Source organism: Curvibacter sp. T50 (assembly GCF_057219955.1).
Genome location: NZ_JBXVVU010000003.1, coordinates 240,814 through 264,318 on the forward strand (window position 1 = coordinate 240,814; position 23,505 = coordinate 264,318).

Annotated in this window: 20 protein-coding genes; 7 read left to right on the plus strand and 13 right to left on the minus strand. The window is 66.3% G+C overall.

From position 1 onward, the window contains the following. Positions 1 to 17: 17 nt before the first annotated feature. The 8 genes from AC2EBU_RS12780 to AC2EBU_RS12815 all read right to left on the minus strand — a co-directional run bounded on the left by AC2EBU_RS12780 (position 18) and on the right by AC2EBU_RS12815 (position 11,058). The gene (locus AC2EBU_RS12780) at positions 18 to 857 is read right to left on the minus strand and encodes an ABC transporter ATP-binding protein (protein ID WP_484610808.1); all 840 of its coding nucleotides are present in this window, start codon (positions 855 to 857) and stop codon (positions 18 to 20) included. 93 nt (positions 858 to 950) lie between these two features. Continuing rightward, complete coding sequence (locus AC2EBU_RS12785; protein ID WP_484610809.1) at positions 951 to 1,988, minus strand: ABC transporter substrate-binding protein; 1,038 nt, start codon at positions 1,986 to 1,988, stop codon at positions 951 to 953. A 231-nt stretch (positions 1,989 to 2,219) separates the two neighbouring features. Then, positions 2,220 to 4,535, minus strand: coding sequence for an NADP-dependent malic enzyme (locus tag AC2EBU_RS12790; RefSeq protein WP_484610810.1), 2,316 nt, complete (start codon positions 4,533 to 4,535; stop codon positions 2,220 to 2,222). 105 nt (positions 4,536 to 4,640) lie between these two features. Continuing rightward, positions 4,641 to 6,122, minus strand: coding sequence for a nucleobase:cation symporter-2 family protein (locus AC2EBU_RS12795; RefSeq protein WP_484610811.1), 1,482 nt, complete (start codon positions 6,120 to 6,122; stop codon positions 4,641 to 4,643). A gap of 271 nt (positions 6,123 to 6,393) precedes the next feature. Next, the gene (locus AC2EBU_RS12800) at positions 6,394 to 7,650 is read right to left on the minus strand and encodes a M20/M25/M40 family metallo-hydrolase (RefSeq protein WP_484610812.1); all 1,257 of its coding nucleotides are present in this window, start codon (positions 7,648 to 7,650) and stop codon (positions 6,394 to 6,396) included. Continuing rightward, positions 7,647 to 9,440 carry a 2-oxo-4-hydroxy-4-carboxy-5-ureidoimidazoline decarboxylase gene (uraD, locus tag AC2EBU_RS12805; protein ID WP_484610813.1) on the minus strand — a complete coding sequence of 598 codons (1,794 nt, stop codon included), beginning with the start codon at positions 9,438 to 9,440 and terminating at the stop codon, positions 7,647 to 7,649. The genes AC2EBU_RS12800 and uraD overlap by 4 nt, the downstream gene beginning before the upstream one ends. A gap of 5 nt (positions 9,441 to 9,445) precedes the next feature. Next, positions 9,446 to 10,393 (minus strand): allantoinase PuuE, encoded by a 948-nt coding sequence (gene puuE / locus AC2EBU_RS12810; protein ID WP_484610814.1) that lies wholly within the window; start codon positions 10,391 to 10,393, stop codon positions 9,446 to 9,448. Then, positions 10,390 to 11,058 carry a GntR family transcriptional regulator gene (locus AC2EBU_RS12815; protein WP_484610815.1) on the minus strand — a complete coding sequence of 223 codons (669 nt, stop codon included), beginning with the start codon at positions 11,056 to 11,058 and terminating at the stop codon, positions 10,390 to 10,392. Before AC2EBU_RS12815 ends, puuE begins: the two co-directional genes overlap by 4 nt. 86 nt (positions 11,059 to 11,144) lie before the next feature. Here AC2EBU_RS12815 and uraH point away from each other — a divergent pair, with 86 nt between their 5' ends. From uraH to xdhB, 3 genes are all read left to right on the plus strand, one after another. Then, the gene (gene uraH / locus AC2EBU_RS12820) at positions 11,145 to 11,498 is read left to right on the plus strand and encodes a hydroxyisourate hydrolase (RefSeq protein WP_484610816.1); all 354 of its coding nucleotides are present in this window, start codon (positions 11,145 to 11,147) and stop codon (positions 11,496 to 11,498) included. A 105-nt stretch (positions 11,499 to 11,603) separates the two neighbouring features. Then, positions 11,604 to 13,091, plus strand: a complete 1,488-nt coding sequence (gene xdhA / locus AC2EBU_RS12825) for a xanthine dehydrogenase small subunit (protein ID WP_484610817.1) — start codon at positions 11,604 to 11,606, stop codon at positions 13,089 to 13,091. After that, positions 13,088 to 15,442 (plus strand): xanthine dehydrogenase molybdopterin binding subunit, encoded by a 2,355-nt coding sequence (xdhB, locus tag AC2EBU_RS12830; protein WP_484610818.1) that lies wholly within the window; start codon positions 13,088 to 13,090, stop codon positions 15,440 to 15,442. Before xdhA ends, xdhB begins: the two co-directional genes overlap by 4 nt. Positions 15,443 to 15,536: 94 nt before the next feature. Here the strand turns inward: xdhB and AC2EBU_RS12835 are convergent, their stop codons facing one another. Next, on the minus strand, positions 15,537 to 16,133 hold the full coding sequence (locus AC2EBU_RS12835; protein ID WP_484610819.1) for an energy transducer TonB: 597 nt from the start codon (positions 16,131 to 16,133) through the stop codon (positions 15,537 to 15,539). Positions 16,134 to 16,257: 124 nt separating this feature from the next. Between AC2EBU_RS12835 and xdhC the strand changes: the two genes are divergently transcribed. Together xdhC and AC2EBU_RS12845 are read left to right on the plus strand one after the other, a co-directional pair. Further along, a complete protein-coding gene (gene xdhC / locus AC2EBU_RS12840) occupies positions 16,258 to 17,121 on the plus strand; it encodes a xanthine dehydrogenase accessory protein XdhC (RefSeq protein ID WP_484610820.1) in 864 nt (287 codons plus the stop codon). Between the two features lie 131 nt (positions 17,122 to 17,252). Continuing rightward, positions 17,253 to 18,500 carry a urate hydroxylase PuuD gene (locus tag AC2EBU_RS12845; protein WP_484610821.1) on the plus strand — a complete coding sequence of 416 codons (1,248 nt, stop codon included), beginning with the start codon at positions 17,253 to 17,255 and terminating at the stop codon, positions 18,498 to 18,500. A 221-nt stretch (positions 18,501 to 18,721) separates the two neighbouring features. Here AC2EBU_RS12845 and AC2EBU_RS12850 read toward each other — a convergent pair whose 3' ends face one another. From AC2EBU_RS12850 to AC2EBU_RS12860, 3 genes are all read right to left on the minus strand, one after another. Further along, entirely contained in the window at positions 18,722 to 19,051 is a 330-nt protein-coding gene (locus AC2EBU_RS12850) for an RNA recognition motif domain-containing protein (protein ID WP_484610822.1), read from the minus strand. Positions 19,052 to 19,131: 80 nt separating this feature from the next. After that, on the minus strand, positions 19,132 to 19,398 hold the full coding sequence (infA, locus tag AC2EBU_RS12855) for a translation initiation factor IF-1 (RefSeq protein ID WP_484610823.1): 267 nt from the start codon (positions 19,396 to 19,398) through the stop codon (positions 19,132 to 19,134). A 28-nt stretch (positions 19,399 to 19,426) separates the two neighbouring features. Further along, positions 19,427 to 19,663, minus strand: coding sequence for a hypothetical protein (locus AC2EBU_RS12860; protein WP_484610824.1), 237 nt, complete (start codon positions 19,661 to 19,663; stop codon positions 19,427 to 19,429). A gap of 359 nt (positions 19,664 to 20,022) precedes the next feature. Here AC2EBU_RS12860 and AC2EBU_RS12865 point away from each other — a divergent pair, with 359 nt between their 5' ends. Beyond that, positions 20,023 to 21,666 (plus strand): bifunctional aminoglycoside phosphotransferase/ATP-binding protein, encoded by a 1,644-nt coding sequence (locus tag AC2EBU_RS12865; protein WP_484610825.1) that lies wholly within the window; start codon positions 20,023 to 20,025, stop codon positions 21,664 to 21,666. Between the two features lie 43 nt (positions 21,667 to 21,709). Here the strand turns inward: AC2EBU_RS12865 and arfB are convergent, their stop codons facing one another. Further along, on the minus strand, positions 21,710 to 22,147 hold the full coding sequence (arfB, locus tag AC2EBU_RS12870) for an alternative ribosome rescue aminoacyl-tRNA hydrolase ArfB (protein WP_484610826.1): 438 nt from the start codon (positions 22,145 to 22,147) through the stop codon (positions 21,710 to 21,712). Between the two features lie 301 nt (positions 22,148 to 22,448). On the opposite strand from arfB, the gene AC2EBU_RS12875 reads away from it, so the two are divergent. Beyond that, positions 22,449 to 23,399, plus strand: a complete 951-nt coding sequence (locus AC2EBU_RS12875; RefSeq protein ID WP_484610827.1) for a TerC family protein — start codon at positions 22,449 to 22,451, stop codon at positions 23,397 to 23,399. Positions 23,400 to 23,505: the final 106 nt, after the last annotated feature.

Genomic DNA, 23,505 nt, shown 5'->3' on the forward strand with positions numbered 1-23,505 from the left:
ACTCCAGACTCGGCGGTTCACTGGTTGATGACGGTGCCCTGCTTGCGCATGGCACCGATGTGGCCGCGCAACTCGTGCACGATGTCGGTGAACTCGGGGGTGTAGGTCACTTCCAGGTCACGGGTGCGGGGAATGGTGATTTCCTTCTTGACCACGAAGCGGCCCGGGCTTTTGCTCATGCAATACACCGTGTCCGCCAGGAAAACCGATTCGCGCAGGTCATGGGTGACCAGAATGACGTTGAAGCGCTGGGCTTCCCACAGGTCGCGCAGCGTGCACCAGAGCTCTTCGCGGGTGAACGCGTCCAGCGCACCGAAAGGCTCGTCGAGCAACAGCATCTTGGGCTCGTGAATGAGCGCACGGCAGATGCTGGCACGCTGCTGCATGCCGCCGGACAGCTCCCACGGGAACTTGCGTTCGTAGCCTTTCAGGCCGACCGACTGCAACAGCTTGACGGCGCGGGCCTCGAATTCAGCCTTGCGGGACTTGAACTGGCTGCGGTACGGCTCGACGATTTCCAGCGGCAGCAGCACGTTGTCGAGTGTGGTGCGCCAGGGCAGCAGGGAGGGCGCCTGAAAGGCCATGCCGGAGATTTTCAGCGGACCGGTGACGAGTTTGCCGTCAATGTGAATCTGCCCCTGCGACGGCCGCTTCAGGCCGGTGGCCAGCTTCATGAAGGTGGATTTCCCGCAACCCGATGGTCCGACGATGGCGATGAACTCGCCGTCATGCATTTTCAGGTCGATGGCTTCGACCGCGTATTGGCTCTTGGCGAGCAGCTCGTCGTTGTAAGCCAGCCAGACATCGTCAAAGTCGACAAAGTAGGGCGTCTTCGGAGGGGCGGAAGTTTCAGTCATGGTGCCTGGGGTCCTGAAGGGCGGCGGACGGACGCGCGGGCGCACCCGGCGTGGACGGACGCCGGGCCCGCAGGCGCCGGCGACGCAAGGGCCTTACTTCTTGCCTGCCGGGGGCAGGATGTTCAGCTCGGCGGCGCTCGGCAACATGGAGCCGTTCCAGACCGCATCGGGGTTGATGCGGGTCTTGGTGTTGAACGCGTCGGACACCTGGGAGGCCATCAGTGCCAGACGCCCGGGAACGACCTGGCCAAAGCCTTCCTTGCGGGCGTCCGGGCTGGCGACGACGGCATCGATGGCCATTTTCAGGCGGCGGGTCTCCAGCGGCACGTTGATGATGCCGTCACGCTGCTTGACGAAGTCGATTGCCGCATCCGGTTTGGCCATGACTTCCTTGGCGCCTTTGGCAAAAGCGCTCAGGAAGGCCTTCACGGCGGCCGGGTTCTCCTTGATGAACTTGGGCGAGGCGATGATCACGTTGCCGTAGAGTTTGACGCCGTAATCGGCGTAGGGCATCACCACGATGTCCTCTGGCTTGACGCCCCGCGCCTCCAGGTTCAGCATCGAGGTGAACGAGAATCCGGTGATGGCGTCGATGTCGCCACGGGCGAGCATTGTCTCGCGCAGCGGTGGGTCCATCGAAACCCAGTTGACGGAGCTGATGTTGTTGGCCTTCTGGAAGATCGGGAAGGCTTTGCGGCCCGCATCGAACACCGGAGCGCCCAGCTTCTTGCCGTTGAGGTCGGCGGTGGTCTTGATGCCGGACTTCTTGAGCGCCAGCACGGCGGCCGGGGTGTTGTTGTAGACCATCATGACCGCAACCGGCTTGTTGGGCGCGTCGGGGTTATTGGCATGGAACTCCATCAGCGCGGCCAGGTCGGCGAAACCCATGTCGTAGGAACCCGAGGCAACCCGGGTGACGGTGCCGCCGGAACCGTTGCCGGAGTCGATGGTGACATCCAGCTTGGAATCCTTGAAGTAGCCCTTGGCATGAGGCAGCAGGAACAGCGCCGAAGGCCCTTCAAAGCGCCAGTCCAGCTGGAATTTGATGGGGGTGACCTGGGCGTGTGCGCTGCCGAAAGCGGCGGCGGCAGCCAAGGCGGCGGTGGTCTTGAGGAAAGTACGCTTTTTCATGAGGACTCCGTTTGCAGAAGGTCGGTTGACAAGGGGTTAGCAGCAAGGACAGTGCCAGCTCCCGCCAAGCATAGGCACGGTGCCGGGAAGGATTGAATACATAAACTGTATACAGTTTGCACCGCTTCGCAGCGAGTCAGCATCCTGAAATACCCTGATGGAGCCCGCTTTCGGTGCATGACGCACTCGAAACGGGCGGATCGATCGGGGGCCGCCCGGCGACGAGTCCGATCAGCTGCGGCTGGCCTCGGGGCGCAGCGAGTTGCTGGCGGCGACGGCGGTCATGTTCAGCACCCGACGAACGGTGGCTGCTGGCGTGAGGATATAGGCTGTACCGGCGCCGCCCATCAGGATCGGACCCACCGTGACCCCGCCACTGGCGGTTTCCTTGAGCACGTTGTAGAGGATGTTGGCCGCATCCAGGTTGGGACACACCAGCAGATTGGCGGTGCCTTTCAGGGTGGAGTCGGGCAGATAGACGTTGCGGATTTCCGGCTGCAAGGCGGCGTCACCATGCAGTTCGCCATCGCATTCGATCTCGGGGTGGGCAGCAACGAACAGGTCGCGCGCCAGGCGCATCTTGCGGGCCGACGCCCGCTTTGACGAGCCATAACTCGAATGCGACAGAAAGGCGACCCGCGGCGGCAGGCCGAAGCGCTGGACCTCCTGTGCGGCCATCCAGGCGATCTCGGCCAGTTGCTCGGCGTCGGGCTCGTCATTGACGTAGGTGTCGGTGATGAACAGCGGGCCTTTGTTGGTCATCAGCGCGTTCACTGCCGCATAGTTGCGTACCCCGGGCCTTTTGCCAAGGATGGCGTCGATGCGCTCGAGGTGGGTCATGTAGCTGCCCACGAGGCCACAGATCAGCGCGTCGGCATCGCCCAGGGACACCATCAGCGAGCCGATGATGGTGTTGGAGCGCCGTACCGCCGCCTTGGCCACTTCGGGAGAAGCGCCATTGCGTTTCATCAAGAGGTGGTAATGCTCCCAATACTGGCGAAACCGTGGGTCGTCCTCCGGGTTGACGTTCTCGACATCCACACCCAGGCGCATGCGAAGGCCGGCCTTTTCTATCCGTGCGGCGATCACCGACGGGCGTCCGATCAGGATGGGCACCGCCAGGTGGTCGTCGATGGCCATCTGTGCGGCGCGCAGCGCGCGCTCGTCTTCGCCATCGGCATAGGCCACGCGCTTGCGGTTGTTGGGCAGCGACTTGGCGGCATTGAAGATGGGGCGCATCAGCAAGCCGGTCTGGGTCACAAAGCGCGTCAGGCTTTCGGTGTAGGCCTCCATGTCGGTAATGGGTCGCGCCGCCACACCGGAGTCCGCGGCGGCCTGCGCCACGGCCGGTGCGATCTTGAGGATCAGTCGCGAGTCGAATGGTTTGGGTATCAGGTACTCGGGGCCGAAGGTCAGGTCCTGGCCGGCGTAGGCGGTGGCCACTTCGTCACTGGTCTCGGCCTTGGCCAGCGCGGCAATCTCGCGCACGCAGGCGAGCTTCATGGATTCGGTGATGCGGGTGGCGCCACAGTCCAGCGCACCGCGGAAGATGTAGGGGAAACACAGGACGTTGTTGACCTGGTTCGGATAGTCCGAGCGGCCGGTGGCAATGATGCAGTCCGGCCGGACGGCCTTGGCCAGCTCGGGGCGGATTTCGGGCTCGGGGTTGGCCAGCGCCAGGATGATCGGTTTCGGTGCCATGGTCTTGACCATCTCGGCGGTCAGCACCCCGGCGGCCGAGCAGCCCAGGAAAACGTCGGCGCCATTCACCGCATCGGCCAGGTGCCGGGCATCGGTCTTCTGGGCGTAACGCGCCTTGGATTCGTCGTAACCGCCCGGGCGGCCGTCGTAGATGACGCCTTTGGAGTCGCAGACGAAGATGTTGCTGCGCCGCACCCCCAGTCCCACCATCACGTCGAGGCAGGCGATGGCGGCGGCGCCGGCGCCGGACACCGCCACCTTGACCTCACCGATGGCCTTGCCCACCAGCTCCAGGCCGTTGATCAGCGCGGCGGCGGAGATGATGGCAGTGCCGTGCTGGTCGTCGTGGAACACCGGAATGCCCATGCGTTCGGTGAGTTTCTTCTCGATGTAGAAACACTCCGGCGCCTTGATGTCTTCCAGGTTGATGCCGCCCAGCGTGGGCTCCAGCGCGGCAATGATGTCGATCAGCTTGTCGGGGTCGCGTTCGGCCAGTTCGATGTCGAACACGTCGATGCCGGCAAATTTCTTGAACAGGCAGCCCTTGCCCTCCATCACCGGTTTGCCGGCCAGCGGGCCGATGTCGCCCAGGCCGAGCACCGCGGTGCCGTTGGTCACCACACCGACCAGGTTGCCGCGGGCGGTGAAGTCGGCGGCCAGGCTGGGGTCCTGCTGGATGGCCAGGCACGGATAGGCCACGCCGGGGGAGTAGGCCAGCGACAGGTCGCGCTGGTTGGACAGCGGTTTGGTCGGGGTGACGGCGATCTTGCCCTTGTGGGGTGAGCGGTGGTATTCGAATGCGGCGTCGCGCAAAGCTCTTTCGGCGGGGGAAAGTTGGTCGGTCATGGGGTTTCGCAAGTCTGGCTGAGGGGCAATACAAGGCATTAGCCTAACGCATGGCGAGGCGACCGAGCTGTTCAGCGTGCGCTGCGAGCCGGCGCGGCACCCCGGTCAATGGGCATCGGCCTGGCGCGCGGCACGCACGGCAGCGTCCTGGTCGCCACCGGCGCCGTTGAAATACAGGTTCAGGGCCACGGCGGCGATCGACGCCAGCAGGATGCCGGATTCGATCAGCGGGTGCAGGCCGTGCGGCAGCCACTGCTTGAAGTTGGGGGCGACCAGCGGAATCATGCCGAAGCCGACCGACACCGCGACGATGAACAGGTTGTTGCGGTTGCCCTGGTAGTCCACCTGGGCCAGGATGCGGATGCCGGTGGCGGCCACCATGCCGAACATCACCAGCCCGGCGCCGCCCAGCACGAAGGTGGGCAGCGATTCCACCAGCGCCGCCATCTTGGGCAAGAGGCCCAGCACGATCAGGATCACGCCGCCGGCCACACACACAAAGCGGCTCTTGACGCCGGTGACGCCCACCAGACCGACGTTCTGCGAAAAGCTGGTGTAGGGAAAGGTGTTGAAGATGCCGCCGATCAGTGTGCCCAGGCCGTCGGTGCGCAGTCCGGCCGTCAACGCCTTCTGGTCCACCTTGCGGTCGGTCATCTCGCCCAGGGCGAGGAACATGCCGGTCGATTCGATCATCACCACGATCATCACCAGCGTCATGGTCAGGATCAGGATCGGATCGAACACCGGCGTGGCAATTTCGAACGGCAGCACCAGGTCGAACCAGCCGGCCTTGGCCACCTTTTCAAAGCTCATCAGGCCGGCGGCCGTGGCGATCACCCCGCCGATGATGATGCCCAGCAGCACGGAAATGTTGGCGACAAAGCCCCGGGCGTACTTGGCAATCAGCAGGATGGAGGCCAGCACGACGGCGGCGATCGCGATGTGGGGCAGCTGGGCATATTTCGGGTTGGGCACCGTGCCGACGATGGCCAGGTTCGGCGGCACCGGCGGCACCGCGCCGGTGCTTGCCGCCTGCCGGGCCGCGTCCAGCCAGGCCAGGTGTTCCGGGCTGGGCACGCTCGGGGCCGTGGGGCCGAAGGGGTTGCCGAAGATCCAGTTGATGCCGATGCGCATCAGGCTGATGCCGATCACGGCAATGATGGTGCCCGTCACCACCGGCGGGAAAAAGCGCAGCATGCGGCTGACCACCGGGGCGATCAGGATCGAGATCACGCCCGCGCCGATGATGGCGCCGAAGATCAGCCCGGCGCCAGCGGTGCCGGGGTTGGCGTTGGCCATGGCCACCATGGGCGCGACCGAGGCAAAGGTCACGCCCATCATCACCGGCAGCTTGATGCCGAACCACTGCGTCGCGCCCAGCGACTGGATCAGCGTGACCAGGCCGCAGCAGAACAGGTCGGCCGAGATCAGCATCGCCACCTGTTCGGGGCTGAGCTTGAGGGCGCGCCCGACGATCAGCGGCACGGCCACGGCGCCGGCATACATCACCAGCACATGCTGCAGGCCCAGGGCGGCCAGCTTGCCGCCGGGCAGGCGTTCGTCGACAGGGTGAACGGCAGAAGTCATCGCAGGGTACCTCGGGCTAGTTATACGGTGCACAAAACTGTATACATAAAAATCGTCGATGTGTATACAGTTTTACCCGGGGTTGTGAACGGTCTCGGGCGTTGCCGTCTGCCCCGCGGCAGCAGTCCGACGGCGAATTTCGAACAAAAGTGCCTATACCCAGCGTCAGAAGGTCATTGTTTGCTATCAAAAGCAAAGCCCCTGCGCCGGAAACCGGGGCAGGGGCCGAGGTGGGGTCGGGGGCGTTTGGTGTGCCCGCAGGCTGCCAGGATCAGGCCAGCAGGTCGCGCAAGGTACGCGCCACCACCTTGGTGGCGCGGCGCAGGTCGTCCAGCAGCAGGTTTTCGTCGGCGCGTTTGGCGTTGGACTCGCGCACGGTGCGCGGTCCGGCGCCGTAGATCACGCCCGGGATGCCGCGTTCCACATACAGGCGCACGTCGGTGTACAGCGGCGTGCCCACCGCCGGGATGGGTTCGCCGAACACCGCCTCGCCATGGGTCTGGATGGCGTTGACCAGCGGCGCGTTGCCGGCCAGCGGCACCATGGCCCGCGCCAGCAGGATGCGGCGGATGTCCACGCCCAGCACCTTGCCGCCGCGGGGCGGGCTGAAGCTGGCGGCGGCCTGTTCGATGGTGCGGCGCAGCGACGCTTCCACCTCGGCCGGGTCTTCTTCTGGGATCATGCGGCGGTCGAGCTTGAGCACCACCTTGCCCGGAATCACGTTGGTGTTGGTGCCGCCCTGGATCAGGCCGACATTCAGGTACGGGTGGGTGATGCCTTCGACGTTCGAGCGCACCTGCAGGTAGTCGCCGTTCAGGCGGTACAGCGCGTTCAGGATGTGCACCGCGCCCTGCAGCGCGTCGGTGCCGCTGTCAGGGATGGCCGCGTGTGCCATGTCGCCGTGCACCGCCACCTCCATCTGCAGGCAGCCGTTGTGCGCCACCACCACCTGGTAGCTGAAACCGGCGGCGATCATCAGGTCGGGTCGCGTCAGGCCCTGGTCCAGCAGCCAGCCAGGGCCGACTTCACCGCCGAATTCCTCGTCGTAGGTGACGTGCAGCTCCACCCCGCCGCGCAACGGCGCACCAAGGGATTCCAGTGCGCGGATGGCAAAGGTGAAGCTGGCAATGTCGCATTTGCTCACCGCTGCGGCGCGGCCCCAGATGCGGCCGTCGGCGATCTCGCCGCCATAAGGGTCGTGGGTCCAGCCTTCACCGGGGGGCACCACGTCGCCGTGGGCGTTCAGGGCGATGGTCGGGCCGCCCGGGGCGTAGGCGCGGCGCAGGATCAGGTTGGTGATGCTCTCCAGCCCGGCCGCCTGGACGGCCGCCACTGGCGGGCTGTGTTTCTCGGCGTTCAGGCCCATCCCGGCCAGCAGCTCGGCGGTGCGCTCGGCATGCGGGGCGTTGTTGCCGGGCGGCGTGTCGGTTGGCACGCGGATCAGCTCCTGCAGGAAACGCACCTGGTCGTCGAAATGGGCGTCGATCCAGCGGTCAAGGGCGGCGTAGTCGGGGGTCGGGGCGGTCATGGCGTTTCCTGGGCAAGGTCGTTCAGAAGATTCGTGAAGGCGTCCACGGCGAGTTGCATGTCGTGGCTGGTCGTGCTTTCCAGCGGGTTGTGGCTGATGCCGGCGTTTTCGCCGCGCACGAACAGCATGGCCTGGGGCATGATTTCGTGCAGCTTCATGGCGTCGTGGCCGGCGCCGCTGGGCATGCGGTGCAGCGGCAGGCCCAACTGCTCCACGGCCCGCTCCCAGCGGGATTGCCACGCCGGGTCGCTGGGTGCGGCGGCGGCGCGCAACGTCTCTTCCAGGCTCCAGCGGACGCCGCGGCGGGTGCATATGGCATCGAGCTGTTCCCGCACGTCGGCCACCAGCGCGTCGCGCTGGGCATCGGTGGGCGCACGCAGGTCCAGCGAGAAGTGGCAGCGGCCCGGCACCACGTTGATCGATCCGTTCGGAACCCCCAACTGGCCCACCGTGGCCACCGAATCCCCGTCGCGCAAGGCGCGCTCCTCAGCAAACAGCATCAGTTCGGCGACCGCGTTGGCCGCGTCGCAGCGGCGGTCCATCGGGGTGGTGCCGGCATGGCTGGCCGTGCCGATGACCTCGCCGACGTAGCGCACGCTGCCGTTGATGGAGGTGACGATGCCCAGCGGCAGCCCCATTTCGCACAGCACCGGGCCCTGCTCGATGTGGACTTCGACAAAGCCCAGGTAGTCGGCCGGGTTGCGCCGAAGCCGGGGAATGTCGTCCACACACAGGCCCGCGTGGCGCATGGCGTCGCGCAGGGCCACGCCCTCCGCGTCGCGCTGGTCCAGCCATTCGGGGCGGAAGTCGCCGGTCAGCGCACCGGAGCCCAGGAAGGTGGCCTTGTAGCGCTGTCCTTCCTCTTCGGAAAAGGCGACCACTTCGAGACCGAACGGCAGGCGCCGGCCGGCGCGGGCCAGCTCGCGGACGCAGGCCATGGGCACGAAGATGCCCAGGCGGCCGTCGTACTTGCCGCCGTTGCGCACGGTGTCGTAGTGGCTGCCGGTCAACAGTAAACGGGCCTGGCCGGCGGCGCCGCCCGTCGGTGGGGCGGGGTGGTAACGCCCCACCACGTTGCCCACTGCGTCGATCTCCACGGTGTCGAACCCGCAGTCCTTCATCCCGTGACTGATGCGCTGCGCGCAGGCCCGATGGGCGTCCGTGAGGTAGGTCACGGTCAGCTGGCCGTGTTCGGCAAAGCCGGGGTCGCTGTGCTGGGCCAGGCGTTCGTGCCAGTCCCAGACGTCATGGCCCAGCGCCGGTTCGAGGCCGAACTTGTCGGCCAGGCGGATTTCCACGATGCGGTGGATGTTGCGAAGGCATTCCTGCAGTTCGAACGCCGGGTGCCCCTGCAGGCGGCGCTCGAACGCCGCGATGATCTGCTGCCGGCTCAGCCCGGTGCCGCGCGGGCCCCGCACGGCCAGGATGAACGGCCAGCCGAACTTGGCGTTGTAGTCGGCGTTGAGCTGCTGGATGTGGGCAAATTCTTCCGGTGAGCAGTCGGTCAGGCCGGCCTTGCCCTGCTCATGGGTGGATTCAGCGGTCAGGGTCTTGCTGACCATGGCCTTGCCGGCGAGTTCCGGGTGGGCGCGGATCAGCGCGATCTGGGCCTCGCGTCCCGCCGCGGCCAGCACCTGCACCATGGCGTGCTGCAGGTGCGGGACGGAGCGGAAGGGGCGGGCTGCCAGGGCGCGCTCGGCGATCCAGGGGCTGTGTTCGTACAGCCCGTCCAGCATCTGCGCGGCCTCGCCGTGCGACGCGGCATTGAGTTGTTCCAGGGTGAGTGGCATGGTGTTCAGGGGTTGGCGGAGTAGGGGTGGACCTGTTTCCAGTGGCGGGCGATGTCGATGCGGCGGCACACCCAGACCCGGTCGTGACGTGCGATGTGGTCCAGAAAGCGCTGCAGCGCCAGGATGCGGCCGGGCCGCCCCAGCAGGCGGCAGTGCATGCCCACGCTCATCATGCGGGGCGTTTCGTCGCCTTCGGCATACAGCGCATCGAAGCTGTCGCGCAGGTAGGTGAAGAAGTCCTCGCCCTGCGAAAAGCCCTGGGGCAGGGAAAAGCGCATGTCGTTGCAGTCCAGCGTGTAAGGCACCACGAGGTGCGGCACCACGACACCGTCCGACTTGCGCACCCGCATCCAGAACGGCAGATCGTCGCCGTAGTAGTCGCTGTCGTACTCGAAGCCGCCGTGGTCGACCACCAGGCGCCGGGTGTTGGGGCTGTCGCGACCGGTGTACCAGCCCAGGGCCCGCTGGCCGGTGAGTTTTTCGATGATGGCCATGCCGGTGCGCAGGTGCTCCCGCTCCACCTCTTCCGGAAGGTTCTGGTAGTGGATCCAGCGCCAGCCGTGGCAGGCAATCTCGTGGCCGAGCTCGACAAACGCCGCCGTGAGTTCGGGGTGGCGTTCCAGCGCCATGCTGACACCGAACACGGTCAGCGGCAGTCCGCGGCGTTCAAACTCGCGCAGGATGCGCCACACCCCCACGCGGGAGCCGTATTCATAGATGCCCTCCATGCTCAGGTGGCGGTCCGCATAGCTGGCCGGGCTGAACATTTCCGAGAGAAACTGCTCCGAGCCGGCATCGCCGTGGAGCGTGGCGTTCTCGCCGCCTTCTTCGTAGTTCAGCACGAACTGCACCGCCACGCGGGCGTTGCCGGGCCAGGCGGCATGGGGCGGGTTGCGGCCGTAGCCGACCAGGTCGCGCGGGTAGGGCAGGGTGGTGTCGTAGGGGCGGGTCATGACAGGGCCAGGGAAATGTCGTGGGTGGGCATCTTGCGGTCGAAGGTCAGGCTGGCCTCCACATGGGCCAGGTGCTCGTGCATCAGTGCCACGGCCCGGGCTTCGTCGCCCGCCTCCAAAGCAGAAATGATGCCTTCGTGTTCCTCGCTGGAGTGCTCGGCCGCGCGCTGCGACTGGTACATCAGCGTGATCAGCGCGCAGCGGGAAATCAGGTCACCCAGCAGCTGGGCCAGCACCTCGTTGCCCATCAGCTCGGCCATGCGCACATGAAAGTCGCCCAGCAGCTCGGTGCGCCCGGGCACGTCGTCGCGGGCCACGGCAGCCTTTTCATGGGCCACGTGTTCGCGCAGGGCCTGGATCTTGCCTGCGTCCACGTCGCGGGCGAAGGCGCGGGTCATCTCGGCTTCCAGCATGCGTCGCACGGCGAACACCTGGCGCGCCTCTTCCACCGACGGGGCCGCGACAAAAGCGCCCCGGGCGGGCTCCAGGCGGATCAGGCGGTTCTGCGAGAGCTGGAACAAGGCCTGTCGCACCAGGGTGCGCGACACGCCAAAATGATCGGCCAGCTTCTGCTCGGCCAGCTTGGTGCCGGGCAGCAGCCGGTGTTCGATGATGGCGCGGGTCAGCGCCTCGACGATGTTGTGGGTGGCGGTGCTGGTCTCCATGGGCTGGATGATAGAGTGATTTGGGAAAAGTGTATACACTTTGGTCGACTGCAACGGTTCAACACTTTTTCGACTGCGAGGACACCATGGGATTGAGCACACATGTACTGGACACGATGCACGGCTCTCCGGCGGCCGGCATGGCCGTGGCGCTGTACACCACGCAGGGCGACGCGGCCACGCTGGTGCGCCAGTTCACGCTGAACGCCGACGGCCGCAACCCCGACGGCCCGCTGTATGACAACACCAGCCTGCGCAAAGGCACGTACCGGCTGGTGTTCGACGTGGCGGGGTATTTCAAGGCCCGGGGCGTGGTCTTGCCGGAACCCAATTTCCTCAACCGCGTCAGCCTGGATTTCGGGGTGGCCCATGAAGACCAGCACTACCACGTGCCGCTGCTGGTCAGCCCCTGGAGCTATTCCACCTACCGCGGCTCCTGATGCGGCCGTGGCCGGCGCCGACGAGCCCTGGTGTATACGGAAATCCATATGGTCGTCATACGGCCAGACAAATAAAATCGTCCCTTTTCCCACTTCCGCCCCACCATGACCCAAGTGACCAACACCGTGCGCTTTGTGCTGGACGGCCGAATCGTCGAAGCGCAAGGCGAGCGCCGCACCACCACGGTGCTGGACTACCTGCGCGAACAACTGCACCGCACCGGCACCAAGGAAGGCTGCGCCGAGGGCGATTGCGGCGCCTGTGTGGTGCTGGTCGGCGAGCTCAATGCCGCGGGTGACGCGGTGGACTATCGCAGCGTCAATGCCTGCATGCAGCTGCTGCCCACGCTCGACGGCAAGTCGGTCAAGACGGTGGAAAGCCTGGCGCGCACAGACGGCAGCCTGCACCCGGTGCAGGAGGCCATGGTGGGCTGCCACGGCTCGCAATGCGGCTTCTGCACCCCCGGCATCGTGATGAGCCTGGCCGGCCTGCTGCAGACGGTGGCCCAGCCCGGCCGCCAGGTCATCAACGACGCGCTCAGCGGCAACCTGTGCCGCTGCACCGGCTACAAACCCATCGTGGATGCCGCGCTGGTCGCGGCGCAGGCCCCGCGCGAGCAGCTGAAGATCGACGACGCAGCGGACCTGCCGCTGCTGCGCGAGATCCGCCGTGCCACCGAGCCCACCTACAGCCTGGACGGTGAAATCGTGGTGCAGCCGGTGGTGCGCACCCGCAAGGGCAACGAATTTGTCTCGCCCGCCACGCTGGCCGAAGTGGCCGACTACCTGCAAAGCCACCCGCAGGCCACGCTGCTGGCCGGCAGCACGGAAATCGGCCTGCAGGTGAACAAGCAGTTCCGCCGGCCCGACCACATCGTCTACCTCGGCAACGTGGCCGCGTTGCGTCGCATCGAGGTCCGTGGCGACGCCTGGCGCATCGGCGCGGCGGTGCCGCTGGCCGACATCGAACCGCTGATGGCCGAGGCCTGGCCCGACTTCGCCGAGGTGCTGCGCCGCTTCGGCTCGCCGCCGATCCGCGCCACGGCCACGCTGGCGGGCAACATTGCCAACGGTTCGCCCATCGGGGACTCCATGCCGTGCCTGATGGCGCTGGGCGCGAGCCTGGAGCTGCGCCGCGGCCACAAGACCCGCACCGTGGCGCTGGACGCCTTCTACACCGGCCAGAAAGCCAACGTTCTGCAGCCGGGCGAGTTCATCGAGGCGGTGCTGCTGCCGCGCCCCGCGGCGGGTGTGGTGTTCCGCGCCCACAAGGTCAGCAAACGCTTCGAGCAGGACATTTCCGCCACCTGCGCCGCGATCCGTTACCGGCTGAAAGACGGACGGTTGAGCGACGTGCGCCTGGCCTACAACGGCCTGGCACCGGCGCCCTGCCGCGCGCCGAAGATCGAGGCCGTGCTGGAAGGCCGGGCGCCCGACGCCGTGTCGGCCGACGAGATCGACGCGGCCATTGCCGCCAGCTTCACCGCCCGCGACGGGTTGCGTGCCACCTGGGCCTATCGCTCGCTGGTGGCGCGGAACCTGGTGCTCCAGTTCATCGAAGAGTCCCAGCCCAGCCAGGAGGCCGTGTCATGAATGCACCCACCGACCTCAAGAACCTGATTCCCGCCACCGAGCAGGGCCGAGATGTGGTCCATGAATCGGCCCGGCTGCACGTGACCGGCGGCGCCACCTACACCGACGACATTCCCGAGCTGCGTGGCACGCTGTACGCCGCGCTGGTGCTGTCGCCCGTGGCCCACGGCGAACTGATCGGCGAGGGCATCGACCGCGCGGCGCTGCTGAAAGAGCATGGCGTGGTGGCGGTGTTCACCGCGCGCGACATCCCGGGCGAAAACAACTGCGGCCCCATCGTGCACGACGACCCCTTCCTGGCCGATGGCAAGGTGGAGTTTGTCGGCCAGGCGGTGGCGGTGGTCGTGGCGCGCGAGATGCTCTATGCCCGCGAGGCCGCGAAAAAGGCCCAGGTGCTGGTCAAGGAGTTGCCGCCCATCCTCACCATCGAGGATGCGATGGCGGCCGGCAGCTTTGTCATGCCGGCCAAGGGCATCGTGCGCGGGGACGCCGCGCAGGCGATTGCCGCCGCGCCGCGCCGCATCCGTGGCAGCACCCGCACCGGCCAGCAGGAACAGTTCTACCTGGAAGGGCAGATCACCTATGCCGTACCGCGCGAAGACGGCCAGCTCACGCTGTACTGCTCCACCCAGCACCCGGACGGCAACCAGCGTGAAGCCGCCGCGGCGCTGAACCTGTCCACCAACGACGTGGAAGTCATCTGCCGCCGCATGGGCGGCGGCTTCGGCGGCAAGGAAGGCAACGCCAGCATCTTCAGCCAGAGCGCGGCGCTGGCGGCGTTCAAACTGCAAAAGCCGGTGAAGCTGCGTGTGAACCGCGACGACGACATGACCGTCACCGGCAAGCGGCACGACTTCCGCATCGACTACGAGGTCGGTTTCGACGACACCGGCCGTATCCTGGGCGCCGACATCACGCTGATGTCGCGCTGCGGCTACAGCGTGGACTATTCCGGCCCGGTGAACGACCGCGCCTGCCTGCACATCGACAACTGCTACCACATCCCGGCGCTCAAGCTGGTCAGCCACCGCTGCAAGACGAACACCCAGAGCTCCACCGCGTTCCGCGGCTTCGGTGGCCCGCAGGGCATGTTCGGCATCGAGACGGTGATCGACGAGATCGCCTCGGTGCTGGGGCTGGACCCGCTGGACGTGCGCAAGCGCAACCTCTACCAGGACCCGGCGGTGTCGGGCAACCCTGACACCATGACCACCCAGTACAACCAGCTGATCGAAGACTGGGTGGGTGACCAGGTGATCGCCCAGGTGGAAGCCCAGGCCGGCTACGCCGAGCGCCGCGCCGCCGTGGCCGCCTTCAACGCCACCAGCAAGACCCGCAAGCGCGGCCTGGCGCTGGTGCCGCTGAAGTTCGGCATCAGCTTCACCGCGACACACCTGAACCAGGGCGGCGCGCTGCTGGTGATCTACATGGACGGCTCGGTCAGCGTCAACCACGGCGGCACCGAAATGGGCCAGGGCCTCAACACCAAGATGGCGCAGGTCTGCGCCGACGGGCTGGGCATCAGCGTGGACAAGGTGCGCGTCACCGCCACCGATTCGCAGAAAGTGCCCAACGCCTCCGCCACGTCGGCCTCCAGCGGCGCCGACATCAACGGCGCCGCCATCATGAACGCCACCGCGCAGATGCGTGAGCGCCTCCAGCCGGTGGCTGCGCGTCTGCTGGGCTGCGAGCCCGAGGTGGTGCGTTTTGCCGACAACGCCGCACACGGCGGCGGCAAGTCGGTGCCCTGGGCGGACCTGACAAAACAGGCCTGGCTGGACCGGGTCGGGCTGTCGGTGACGGGCTTTTACATGACGCCCGAAATCAAGTACGACTTCACCACCCTGAACGGTCGCGCCTTCTATTACTACTGCTACGGCGCCTCGGTGTCCGAGGTCGAAATCGACACCCGCACCGGCGAGTGGTGGCTCAAGGCGGCCGACATGGTCCACGACGCCGGTCGCAGCATCAACCCGGCCCTGGACAAGGGCCAGGTGGAAGGCGCCTACATCCAGGGCATGGGCTGGCTGACCATGGAAGAGTGCATCTGGGACAAAAAAGGCAAGCTGCTGACGCATGGCCCCAGCACCTACAAGATCCCGGTGGCGGGTGACGTGCCCGAGCACTTCAACGTCACCCTGTTTGATGGCCACAACCTCAAACCCACGCCGTTCAACAGCAAGGCCGTGGGCGAGCCGCCGCTGATGCAGGCGCTGTCGGTGTTCTTTGCCCTGCGCGACGCCGTGGGCGCCGCCGGTGGCCACGACGCCCGGGTCAGCCTGGTGGCGCCGGCCACGCCCGAGCGCATTTTGCTGGCCTGCGAGCGCGGGCGGGCGGCGGCGCGCGGCTGATCCGGTCCGCACCGCGACACCGCCTGCGGACCAAAGGCCGGTTCCCCACGGGACCGGCCTTTTTCACGGGAGGCGCAGGGCGATGGCCTCTGCTTCAGTCCTGGCCTTCGGTCAGGGTGTCGAGCTGGAAGCGTCCGCTTTTGTCCCACAACCAGGTGTCGGTGTAAGTGACTTTGCCCATCCGCCCCGGGGCGGGGAAGGGCGCCGCGGCGCGCACCGTACGCTCGATCTCGGCGACCACCTCGGGGGCGTGGCGTGGCGCCCGCAGCCAATGGGTTGAAGCAACGTGGCCGTTGCGGTCGATCTGCACCTCCAGCACACCCACCGCGTACAGGTACGCCGGAAGACGTCCGCGGAAAATTCGGTGGCCGTTGTGGTGATAGAGGTGGGCTGCGGCGTCTTTGCGGTATTCCCGGGGTGTGCCAGCGGTCGATGCACGTGGCGCCGCCGGATAGGCGGGTTTTGCCGCAGCGGGCGGGGCTTCCCGGTCGGGGCTGGCCGGTCTGACCGGCGAGGCCGCAGGCGCCGGCGCGGTTGGCGGGACCGGCGGGAGGACAACGGGCGTGGGCGCACCAGAGGGCACGGTCGTGCATCCCGAACCGATCAGGGCCGCCAGCAACAACGCTGCCGGGGTGCCTGCCGAAGGCAACGGTGGTGAGCCGGTTTTGAGCAGGGGAAATCGCAGGGTCATGGTCAAAGCGTTCCAGGGCGGTTGCGTAGGTGAGCGGGCGGCCACTCGGCTGCGCCGGAGCAAGGCATCGTTGCGCGCCGCCGCGCAATGTGCCCGAAAATCGCAGCCTGCGGGGCCGGCCCGCATGGAAAGGCAAGAATTGTCCAATGATCTCACGGCGGTGTTGGCGCAACTGGCCCGCAATCCCGGCGTACTGGTGACCGTGGATGCCACCAGCGGCTCCGTGCCGCGTGAACCTGGGGCCTGGATGGCCGTATTTCCTGATGCGGTTGTCGGCACCGTGGGCGGCGGCCACCTGGAGTTTGAAGCGATTGCCCGTGCCCGCGCCATGACGTCCGACGCGGCGCACCTGATCGAACGGTTTGCCCTGGGGCCAAGCCTGGGTCAGTGCTGCGGTGGTGTGGTGATGCTGCGGCTGGAACCGATCACGGCGGCCGACGGACCGACACTGGGCGCCCGGCTGGCGCCGCCGCGGGCGCCGGTGGCGCTGTTCGGTGGCGGGCATGTAGGCAAGGCACTGGTGCGGGTACTGGGCACTTTGCCGGTCTCGGTGCACTGGATCGACAGCCGGGATGAAATTTTTCCGGTCGATCTGCCAGCCAATGTGTGCGCTGAACACTCCGATCCGGTGCAGACGGCGGTTCGTGACCTTGCGCCGGGAAGTCTGGTGCTGATCATGAGTTTCAGCCATGCCGAGGATCTGGATGTGGTGGCGGCCTGCCTGCTGCGCCAGCGCGAGCAGGGCGATCTGCCCTTCATCGGCCTGATCGGGAGCCGCACCAAATGGGCGACCTTCCGCCGCCGCCTGGCCGAGCGGGGTTTCACGGACGCCGAATGTGGCGCGGTGACCTGCCCGATCGGCTTGCCCGGAATTCGGGGCAAAGAGCCGGCGGTGATTGCGGTATCGGTGGCGGCACAGTTGTTGCATGGTTTTCTGGTGCCAAACGAGGGTTTACCCCGGACTTCGGTTGTCCCAGGGCACCCCTGAACGTGAATTTTTTGTATACACTTCGGTCGACAGGTCGCAGCGGTGCCCGGTGGGGAGTCTTCCCGCCATGTGCGCGACCTCTACCGGACTGCTCACAGCGCCCGCAGTGGTGAGCAGCTTGGAGTTCCCTTATGGAAGCGTACCTGCTGGATTGGGCCAACCTGCTGCTGCGTTGGCTGCACGTCATCACCGCGATTGCCTGGATCGGCTCGTCGTTCTACTTTGTCTTTCTCGACAACAACCTGATCAAGCCGAAGTCGCCCGACCTGCTGGAAAAGGGCGTGGACGGCGCCATGTGGGCGGTGCACGGCGGCGGGTTCTACAACCCGCAGAAATACATGGTGGCGCCCAAGAAGATCCACACCGAGCTGCACTGGTTCTACTGGGAAAGCTACTCCACCTGGCTGTCCGGGTTTGCCCTGTTCACGGTGTTGTATCTGTGGAACGCGAGCACCTTCCTGATCGACAAGTCGCTGCTGGACTGGTCTCCCGCCGCCGCCATTTCGGCAGCGCTGGGCTTTCTGGTGGCGTTCTGGCTGATCTACGACCGCATCTGCCAGTGGTTCGGCTTTCGCGAAAACGGCGACGCCATCGTCGGCGCACTGGTCTTTGCTGTCATCTGTCTGGCCTCCTGGGCTGCCTGTCAGCTGTTTGCGGGCCGCGCCGCCTTCCTGCTGGTGGGCGCGATGATTGCGACGGCCATGAGCGCCAATGTGTTCTTCTGGATCATTCCCGGCCAGCGCAAGGTGGTGGCCGCCATGACCTCGGGCGAGAAGGTGGACCCGAAGGCGCTGGCCATCCACGGCAAGCGGGGCAAGCAGCGCAGCGTGCACAACACCTATTTCACGCTGCCCGTCATCTTTGCGATGCTGAGCAATCACTACGGTTTTCTGTACACGCACCGGTTCAACTGGATCATCCTGATCCTGATGATGCTGTCTGGCGCGCTGATCCGCCAGTTCTTTGTGCAGCGCCACGGCTGGCACCACGGCCGGGCCGCCAACCCATGGCCGTATGCGGCTGCCGGGGTGGCGGTGTTGGTGGCGGTGATCGTGGGCCTGAAAGTGGCCGAGCCCCCCCCCGGGGTTGATTCTATTTCAATAGCGCAAAGCGACCAAAATACGCCGGGTATCGCCCAAAATGAGTATCAAAAGGTCAAAGCCGTGCTTGACCAGCGCTGCGCACAGTGCCACAACGCCCAGGTTCAGATGAAAAACATCCGACTGGACAGCGATACAGCGATCACGGCCCAAGCCCAGGCCATTTACCAACAGGTGGTGCTGCTCAAGCAAATGCCCATGAACAACGCCACAGGCATGACAGAAGCAGAACGCGCCCTGGTGGGCGCGTGGTTCCAGAGCGGGGCCAAGGGGCCTTGAGCGGACCGACCGGGGCAGCCCGCAGTCGGACTGGCCCCGGAACCTTTCCTGGCCGTGCCGTGGGTACGCCGCGTCAGGAAAAATCGGGTCATACCCAGCGTAAATTGGTCACCTGATGCTATTTTTTCGGTAGTATCGGATCGCTTGGTCACGCCCATGCCCGCATTCGGGCGGCGCCGTCACCGATGGGCCCCATCGAGGTCCATCGGTTCGGGTGGATTTCAGTAAGCGCGACGACCGCCGCCGTTGCCGCCGCCGTAGCCGCCACCGCCGTAGTCACCGCCGCTGCGCGGCGGGCGGGCTTCCATCGGGCGGGCGACGTTGACGGTCAGGTCACGTCCACCGACGTTCTTGCCGTTCAGGCCCTGGATGGCGGCCTGCGCTTCGGCGGCGGAACCCATCTCGACAAAGCCAAAGCCTTTGGAACGGCCGGTGTCGCGTTCCATCATCACCTTGGCCGACTGAACGGCGCCGAAGGCAGAGAAAGTCTGTTGAAGATCGTCATCACGGACGGAGTAGGCGAGGTTGCCAACGTACAGTTTGTTGCTCATGTTTGAGTCTTTCGTAAAAAGCTCCACCGGTTCTGGCGGAAGCGTGGGGGAAAAGGAAATGGGCTGTCATGGCCGCCGCGTCAGCGGCGGGCTTTGCGGTTGGGCACGTTGGGGCGTGGGCCGCGGTTTTCGATGTGACGGAAGGTGATTCGACCCTTGCTCAGGTCGTAAGGTGACATTTCCAAGGTCACCTTGTCTCCGGAGAGGATGCGAATGCTGTGTTTGCGCATCTTGCCACCGGTATAGGCGATCAGTTTGTGACCGTTGTCCAGGGTGACGCGGTAGCGCATGTCGGGCAGGATTTCGTCAACCTTGCCATGCATCTCGATAAGTTCTTCCTTGGCCATGATGAGGGGCTTTCGTCGGAATGGCTGCTCAGGCCAGGGACTTGGGATTGATGAGCCAGTAAAGGCCCTGGACTGCGGCGTACATCAACGCGCTTTCGCGACTGGGGAACTGGGGTGTAAAGGTGTAGACATGGTCATGCGTCTGTCGTCCGCTGCCGCGGCTGATGGACAGAGACGCCCGGAACTGCTCGTCAGAGCCCGGACGGGTCGACGGCGTGAGGCGAAATTTGCCCACCGAGAAGGAGGGCGAGGTGCTTGTGGTCATAGAGGCCGAAAAATGAGAGAACGATGTGCCACCCCCAGGGGCCTCTTGGGCCGTTATCCTGCGGGGGCGTTTGGCGGTACCGGCACGCGAGAAGTCAGGCGCGGACTGCGGTGAAGCTTGCCAATAGGGAAAAGCGTGACCACCAGAGCGAATCCGGGTAACCGGATTGGTGGATTCGGGGGCGGCGTAGGACGCCGCTGCCTTGATCAGACCTTGTCGACGCGAAGGTAAGCAGACGCCATCGACTCAGCTAATGTAACCGAGTTTTGATTTGTGTGCGTGATCACATCATCCGCGCTGACGTTTATCGGTGTTCGATGCCGAAGAACTCTGGTAGCTTCGGGTGGGAAAGCTGCTTCATGCCACGGCCCGCTCCACGATCCCTGCCTGATCCGCGCTCCGACCCGATCACCGCCCACGAGCGGCTGCTGGCGGCCCTGGCCCGCCGCCTGGCGGCCGACACCGGCGCCGACCCGGTGGTGGTGCGCACCCACATCTCCAGCCTGGTCCTGGCCGGTGACACGGTCATCAAGCTCAAGCGCCCGGTGCGGCTGCCGTTTCTGGACTTTTCCACACCCGCCCGGCGCCGCCATTTCTGTGAGGAAGAGCTGCGGCTGAACCGCCGCACCGCGCCCGACCTGTACCGCGACGTGGTGCCCCTGACCGGCACGCCCGAGGCCCCGCGCCTGGGCGGTGACGGCCCGGTGCTGGACTGGGCGCTGCGCATGCGCCGTTTCGACCCGGCCGGCGAGTTTGCCGCCCGGGCGCGCGCCGGCGTGCTGGACGCAGCCGACATCGACGCACTGGCTGCCCACGTGGCGCACTTTCACGCCGCCCTGCCGGCGGTGCCGCCCGCGCAGCAGCCGCGCACCGGCCCGCGCGAGGCCGCCGCCGCCGCGCTGGACGCCATCGGCGCGCACCCGGGCCGGCCGGGCGACGTGGACACCGCCGCCGTCGCCGCCACCCGCACCCTGCTGGCCGCCGCCTTTGCCGCCCAGGCGGCGCGCCTGGCGCGCCGGGCCGCCGCCGGTTGGGTGCGTGAAGGCCATGGCGACCTGCACCTGGGCAATATCGTGCGCTGGCAGGGGCAGGTGATGGCCTTTGACGCGCTGGAGTTCGACGCCAGCCTGCGCACCATCGACGTGGTGGCCGACGTCGCCTTTGTGTTCATGGACCTGCTGGCCCACGGCCTGCCCGGTCTGGCGTGGCGCTTCATCGGCGGCTGGGCCGAACAGACGGGGGACGTTGACGGCCTGGCGCTGCTGCGCCCGTTGGCGGCCTACCGCGCGCTGGTGCGCGCCCAGGTGGCGTTGCTCTGCGGCAACCCGGCCGCCTTCGCCCGCTACTGGCCGCTGGCCGTGCAGCTGGCGGCGCCCCCGCCGACGCTGCGTCTGGTGCTGGTGACGGGGCTGAGCGGCGCGGGCAAATCCACCGTGGCCGCGCGGCTGGCCGAGGCGCTGGGCGCGGTGCGCATCCGCTCGGACGTGGAGCGCAAACGCCTGGCGGGCCTGGCGCCCACGGCACGGGTGGCAGCGGGCTCCGACGCGGCGGCGCAGCTGTACGGCACGGAGATGACCCAACGCACCTACGGGCGGCTGAACCAGCTGGCGGGCGACCTGCTGGCGGCCGGGGTGTCGGTGGTGGTGGATGCTGCCGCGCTGCGTCAGGCCGAGCGCGAGGCGTTGCGCGCCACCGCCGGCCGGGCCCAGGCTGCCTTCGATCTGGTGGACTGCCAGGCGCCCGCCGCGCAGATGCGCTCGCGCATCGCCGAGCGCGCCGCCGCCGGCACCGATCCGTCCGACGCCACCGCCGCGGTGCTGGAGCGGCAGACCGCCTTTGCCGAGCCCCTGCCGCCCGGTTGGGCCGCCATCACCCACCGGCTGGTGAACGACGCCGACCTGGCCGCGCTGCAGTCGCGGGTCCAGGCACTGGCGGAGGTTCTGGCCTGGACGCTGAAAGACTCCGGAAAAAAGAGCAAACTATCACCGTTTGACGCTGGGTAACGGCATTATGCGGGTGTGCAGGGCGCTCAGGGGCCCCCGCCCCTCAGCCGTCCAACCCGTCACCGCCACCTACCCGTCCGCGCCGCTGTTTGATGCCCGCCCGCAACGCCTTGCCCTGAAGCCGCCGCTGGCGTGATGCCAGGGTCGGCCGGGTGGGTCGTCGGCGTTTGGGCGCGGCGGCGACGCTGTCGACCAGGTCCTGAAGGCGGGCCAGGGCGTCAATGCGGTTGGCGGTCTGGGTGCGGTGGGACTGAGCCTTGATGATGACGACGCCGTCCTCGGTGATGCGCTGGTCGTGCAGTGCCCGCAAGCGGGCCTTCACTTCTTCGGGTAACGACGAAGTGGCAATCTCATAGCGCAGGTGTACGGCACTGGAGACCTTGTTGACGTTCTGCCCGCCCGCACCTTGTGCCCTCATGGCGGTGAACAAGACCTCATCCTCGCGAACGGTGAGGGCGGACGGGAGCGTGGATCGGTTCACTGTCTGAGCGCGGGTTGCGTTGGCGGTTGGAGGCAAGTGCGGCGTTCGCGCATGGTAGCGCGGACAACCGACCAATTCCCCGCCGCATTGCGGGGAATAGGCGCACTTCGTACCATCGCCCATCCCTTCAAGGGGAGTAGCGAGCCGGCAGCCCTCTTTTGAGATGGGGATCCGGTGGCGTCAACCGTCAATACGCAGGCTGCACGCGCAGTCCGCCGGTTGCGCCGGCACCGGCTAACCCGGTTGTCACGCAAGACCTTGCGGGTGTTTTTCAACACCTTTTTCTGCGAGGTTCTTGCTGATGGATACCATCGTTCCGGTCTGGTTGTGGGTTGTCTTTGTCGCCATTGTGCTGGCGGCGTTGTTCGTGGACTTTGTCGTGCTTAAGAAGCAGGGCGCGCATGAGGTGGGCGTGCGCGAGGCGCTGAACTGGTCCGTGCTCTGGGTGGCGTTGAGTCTGGCCTTCAACGGACTGCTGTGGTGGGCGGTGAAGGACACCACCGGTTCGACCGCCATCGCCACCGAGAAGTCGCTCGAGTTCCTGACCGGTTACCTGATCGAGAAGAGCCTGGCGGTGGACAACATCTTTGTCTTCCTGATGATCTTCACCTACTTTGCGGTGCCGCCGGCCTACCAGAAGCGGGTGCTGATGATCGGCATCATCGGCGCCATCGTGCTGCGCACCATCATGATCCTGGTCGGCGCCTGGCTGCTGGAGCAGTTCCACTGGGTGCTGTATGTGTTCGGCGCCTTCCTGATCCTGACCGGCATCAAGATGTGGTGGGCTGCCGGCAAGGAGGCCAGCCTGGACGACAACCCCGCGCTCAAGCTGCTGCGCAAGGTGCTGCCGGTGAGCAAGCAGTTTGACGGCGAAAAATTCTGGACCGTGGAAAACGGCAAGAAGATCGCCACGCCGCTGCTGATGGTGATCGCCCTGGTGGCACTGACCGACGTGATCTTCGCGGTCGATTCGATCCCCGCCATCTTCGCCATCACCAAGGACCCGTTCATCGTGCTGACCAGCAACGTGTTCGCCATCCTGGGCCTGCGCGCGATGTTCTTCCTGCTGCAGGCGGCGGCCAGCCGCTTCCACCTGCTGAACTACGGCCTGGCGGTGATCCTGGTCTTCATCGGTACCAAGATGATGCTGATCGATATCTTCAAGATTCCGGTTGCGGTGTCGCTGGGCGTGGTGCTCGGCATCTTGGCGATCACGATGGTCTGGAGCGCCAAGACCGCGCCCAACACCTGAGTCTGCCCCACCCGAGGCCGGGTGGACTTTGTTGGCCGGTGGGTGCCCCAACAGGCGCCTGCCGGCCATTTTTTCGATGAAAATGACCAATACCCGTCGTAGATTG

Excerpts from the sequence above, each read along its gene's own strand:
- AC2EBU_RS12800 (WP_484610812.1), bottom strand. The coding sequence starts at position 7,650 with ATGACCGCCCCGACCCCCGACTACGCCGCCCTTGACCGCTGGATCGAC.
- AC2EBU_RS12785 (WP_484610809.1), bottom strand. The coding sequence starts at position 1,988 with ATGAAAAAGCGTACTTTCCTCAAGACCACCGCCGCCTTGGCTGCCGCC.
- AC2EBU_RS12875 (WP_484610827.1), top strand. The coding sequence starts at position 22,449 with ATGGATACCATCGTTCCGGTCTGGTTGTGGGTTGTCTTTGTCGCCATT.
- AC2EBU_RS12845 (WP_484610821.1), top strand. The coding sequence starts at position 17,253 with ATGGAAGCGTACCTGCTGGATTGGGCCAACCTGCTGCTGCGTTGGCTG.
- xdhA (WP_484610817.1), top strand. The coding sequence starts at position 11,604 with ATGACCCAAGTGACCAACACCGTGCGCTTTGTGCTGGACGGCCGAATC.
- xdhB (WP_484610818.1), top strand. The coding sequence starts at position 13,088 with ATGAATGCACCCACCGACCTCAAGAACCTGATTCCCGCCACCGAGCAG.
- AC2EBU_RS12865 (WP_484610825.1), top strand. The coding sequence starts at position 20,023 with ATGCCACGGCCCGCTCCACGATCCCTGCCTGATCCGCGCTCCGACCCG.
- infA (WP_484610823.1), bottom strand. The coding sequence starts at position 19,398 with ATGGCCAAGGAAGAACTTATCGAGATGCATGGCAAGGTTGACGAAATC.
- AC2EBU_RS12780 (WP_484610808.1), bottom strand. The coding sequence starts at position 857 with ATGACTGAAACTTCCGCCCCTCCGAAGACGCCCTACTTTGTCGACTTT.
- AC2EBU_RS12795 (WP_484610811.1), bottom strand. The coding sequence starts at position 6,122 with ATGACTTCTGCCGTTCACCCTGTCGACGAACGCCTGCCCGGCGGCAAG.
- AC2EBU_RS12835 (WP_484610819.1), bottom strand. The coding sequence starts at position 16,133 with ATGACCCTGCGATTTCCCCTGCTCAAAACCGGCTCACCACCGTTGCCT.
- AC2EBU_RS12850 (WP_484610822.1), bottom strand. The coding sequence starts at position 19,051 with ATGAGCAACAAACTGTACGTTGGCAACCTCGCCTACTCCGTCCGTGAT.
- AC2EBU_RS12815 (WP_484610815.1), bottom strand. The coding sequence starts at position 11,058 with ATGGAGACCAGCACCGCCACCCACAACATCGTCGAGGCGCTGACCCGC.
- puuE (WP_484610814.1), bottom strand. The coding sequence starts at position 10,393 with ATGACCCGCCCCTACGACACCACCCTGCCCTACCCGCGCGACCTGGTC.
- AC2EBU_RS12790 (WP_484610810.1), bottom strand. The coding sequence starts at position 4,535 with ATGACCGACCAACTTTCCCCCGCCGAAAGAGCTTTGCGCGACGCCGCA.
- uraD (WP_484610813.1), bottom strand. The coding sequence starts at position 9,440 with ATGCCACTCACCCTGGAACAACTCAATGCCGCGTCGCACGGCGAGGCC.
- xdhC (WP_484610820.1), top strand. The coding sequence starts at position 16,258 with ATGGAAAGGCAAGAATTGTCCAATGATCTCACGGCGGTGTTGGCGCAA.
- uraH (WP_484610816.1), top strand. The coding sequence starts at position 11,145 with ATGGGATTGAGCACACATGTACTGGACACGATGCACGGCTCTCCGGCG.
- AC2EBU_RS12860 (WP_484610824.1), bottom strand. The coding sequence starts at position 19,663 with ATGACCACAAGCACCTCGCCCTCCTTCTCGGTGGGCAAATTTCGCCTC.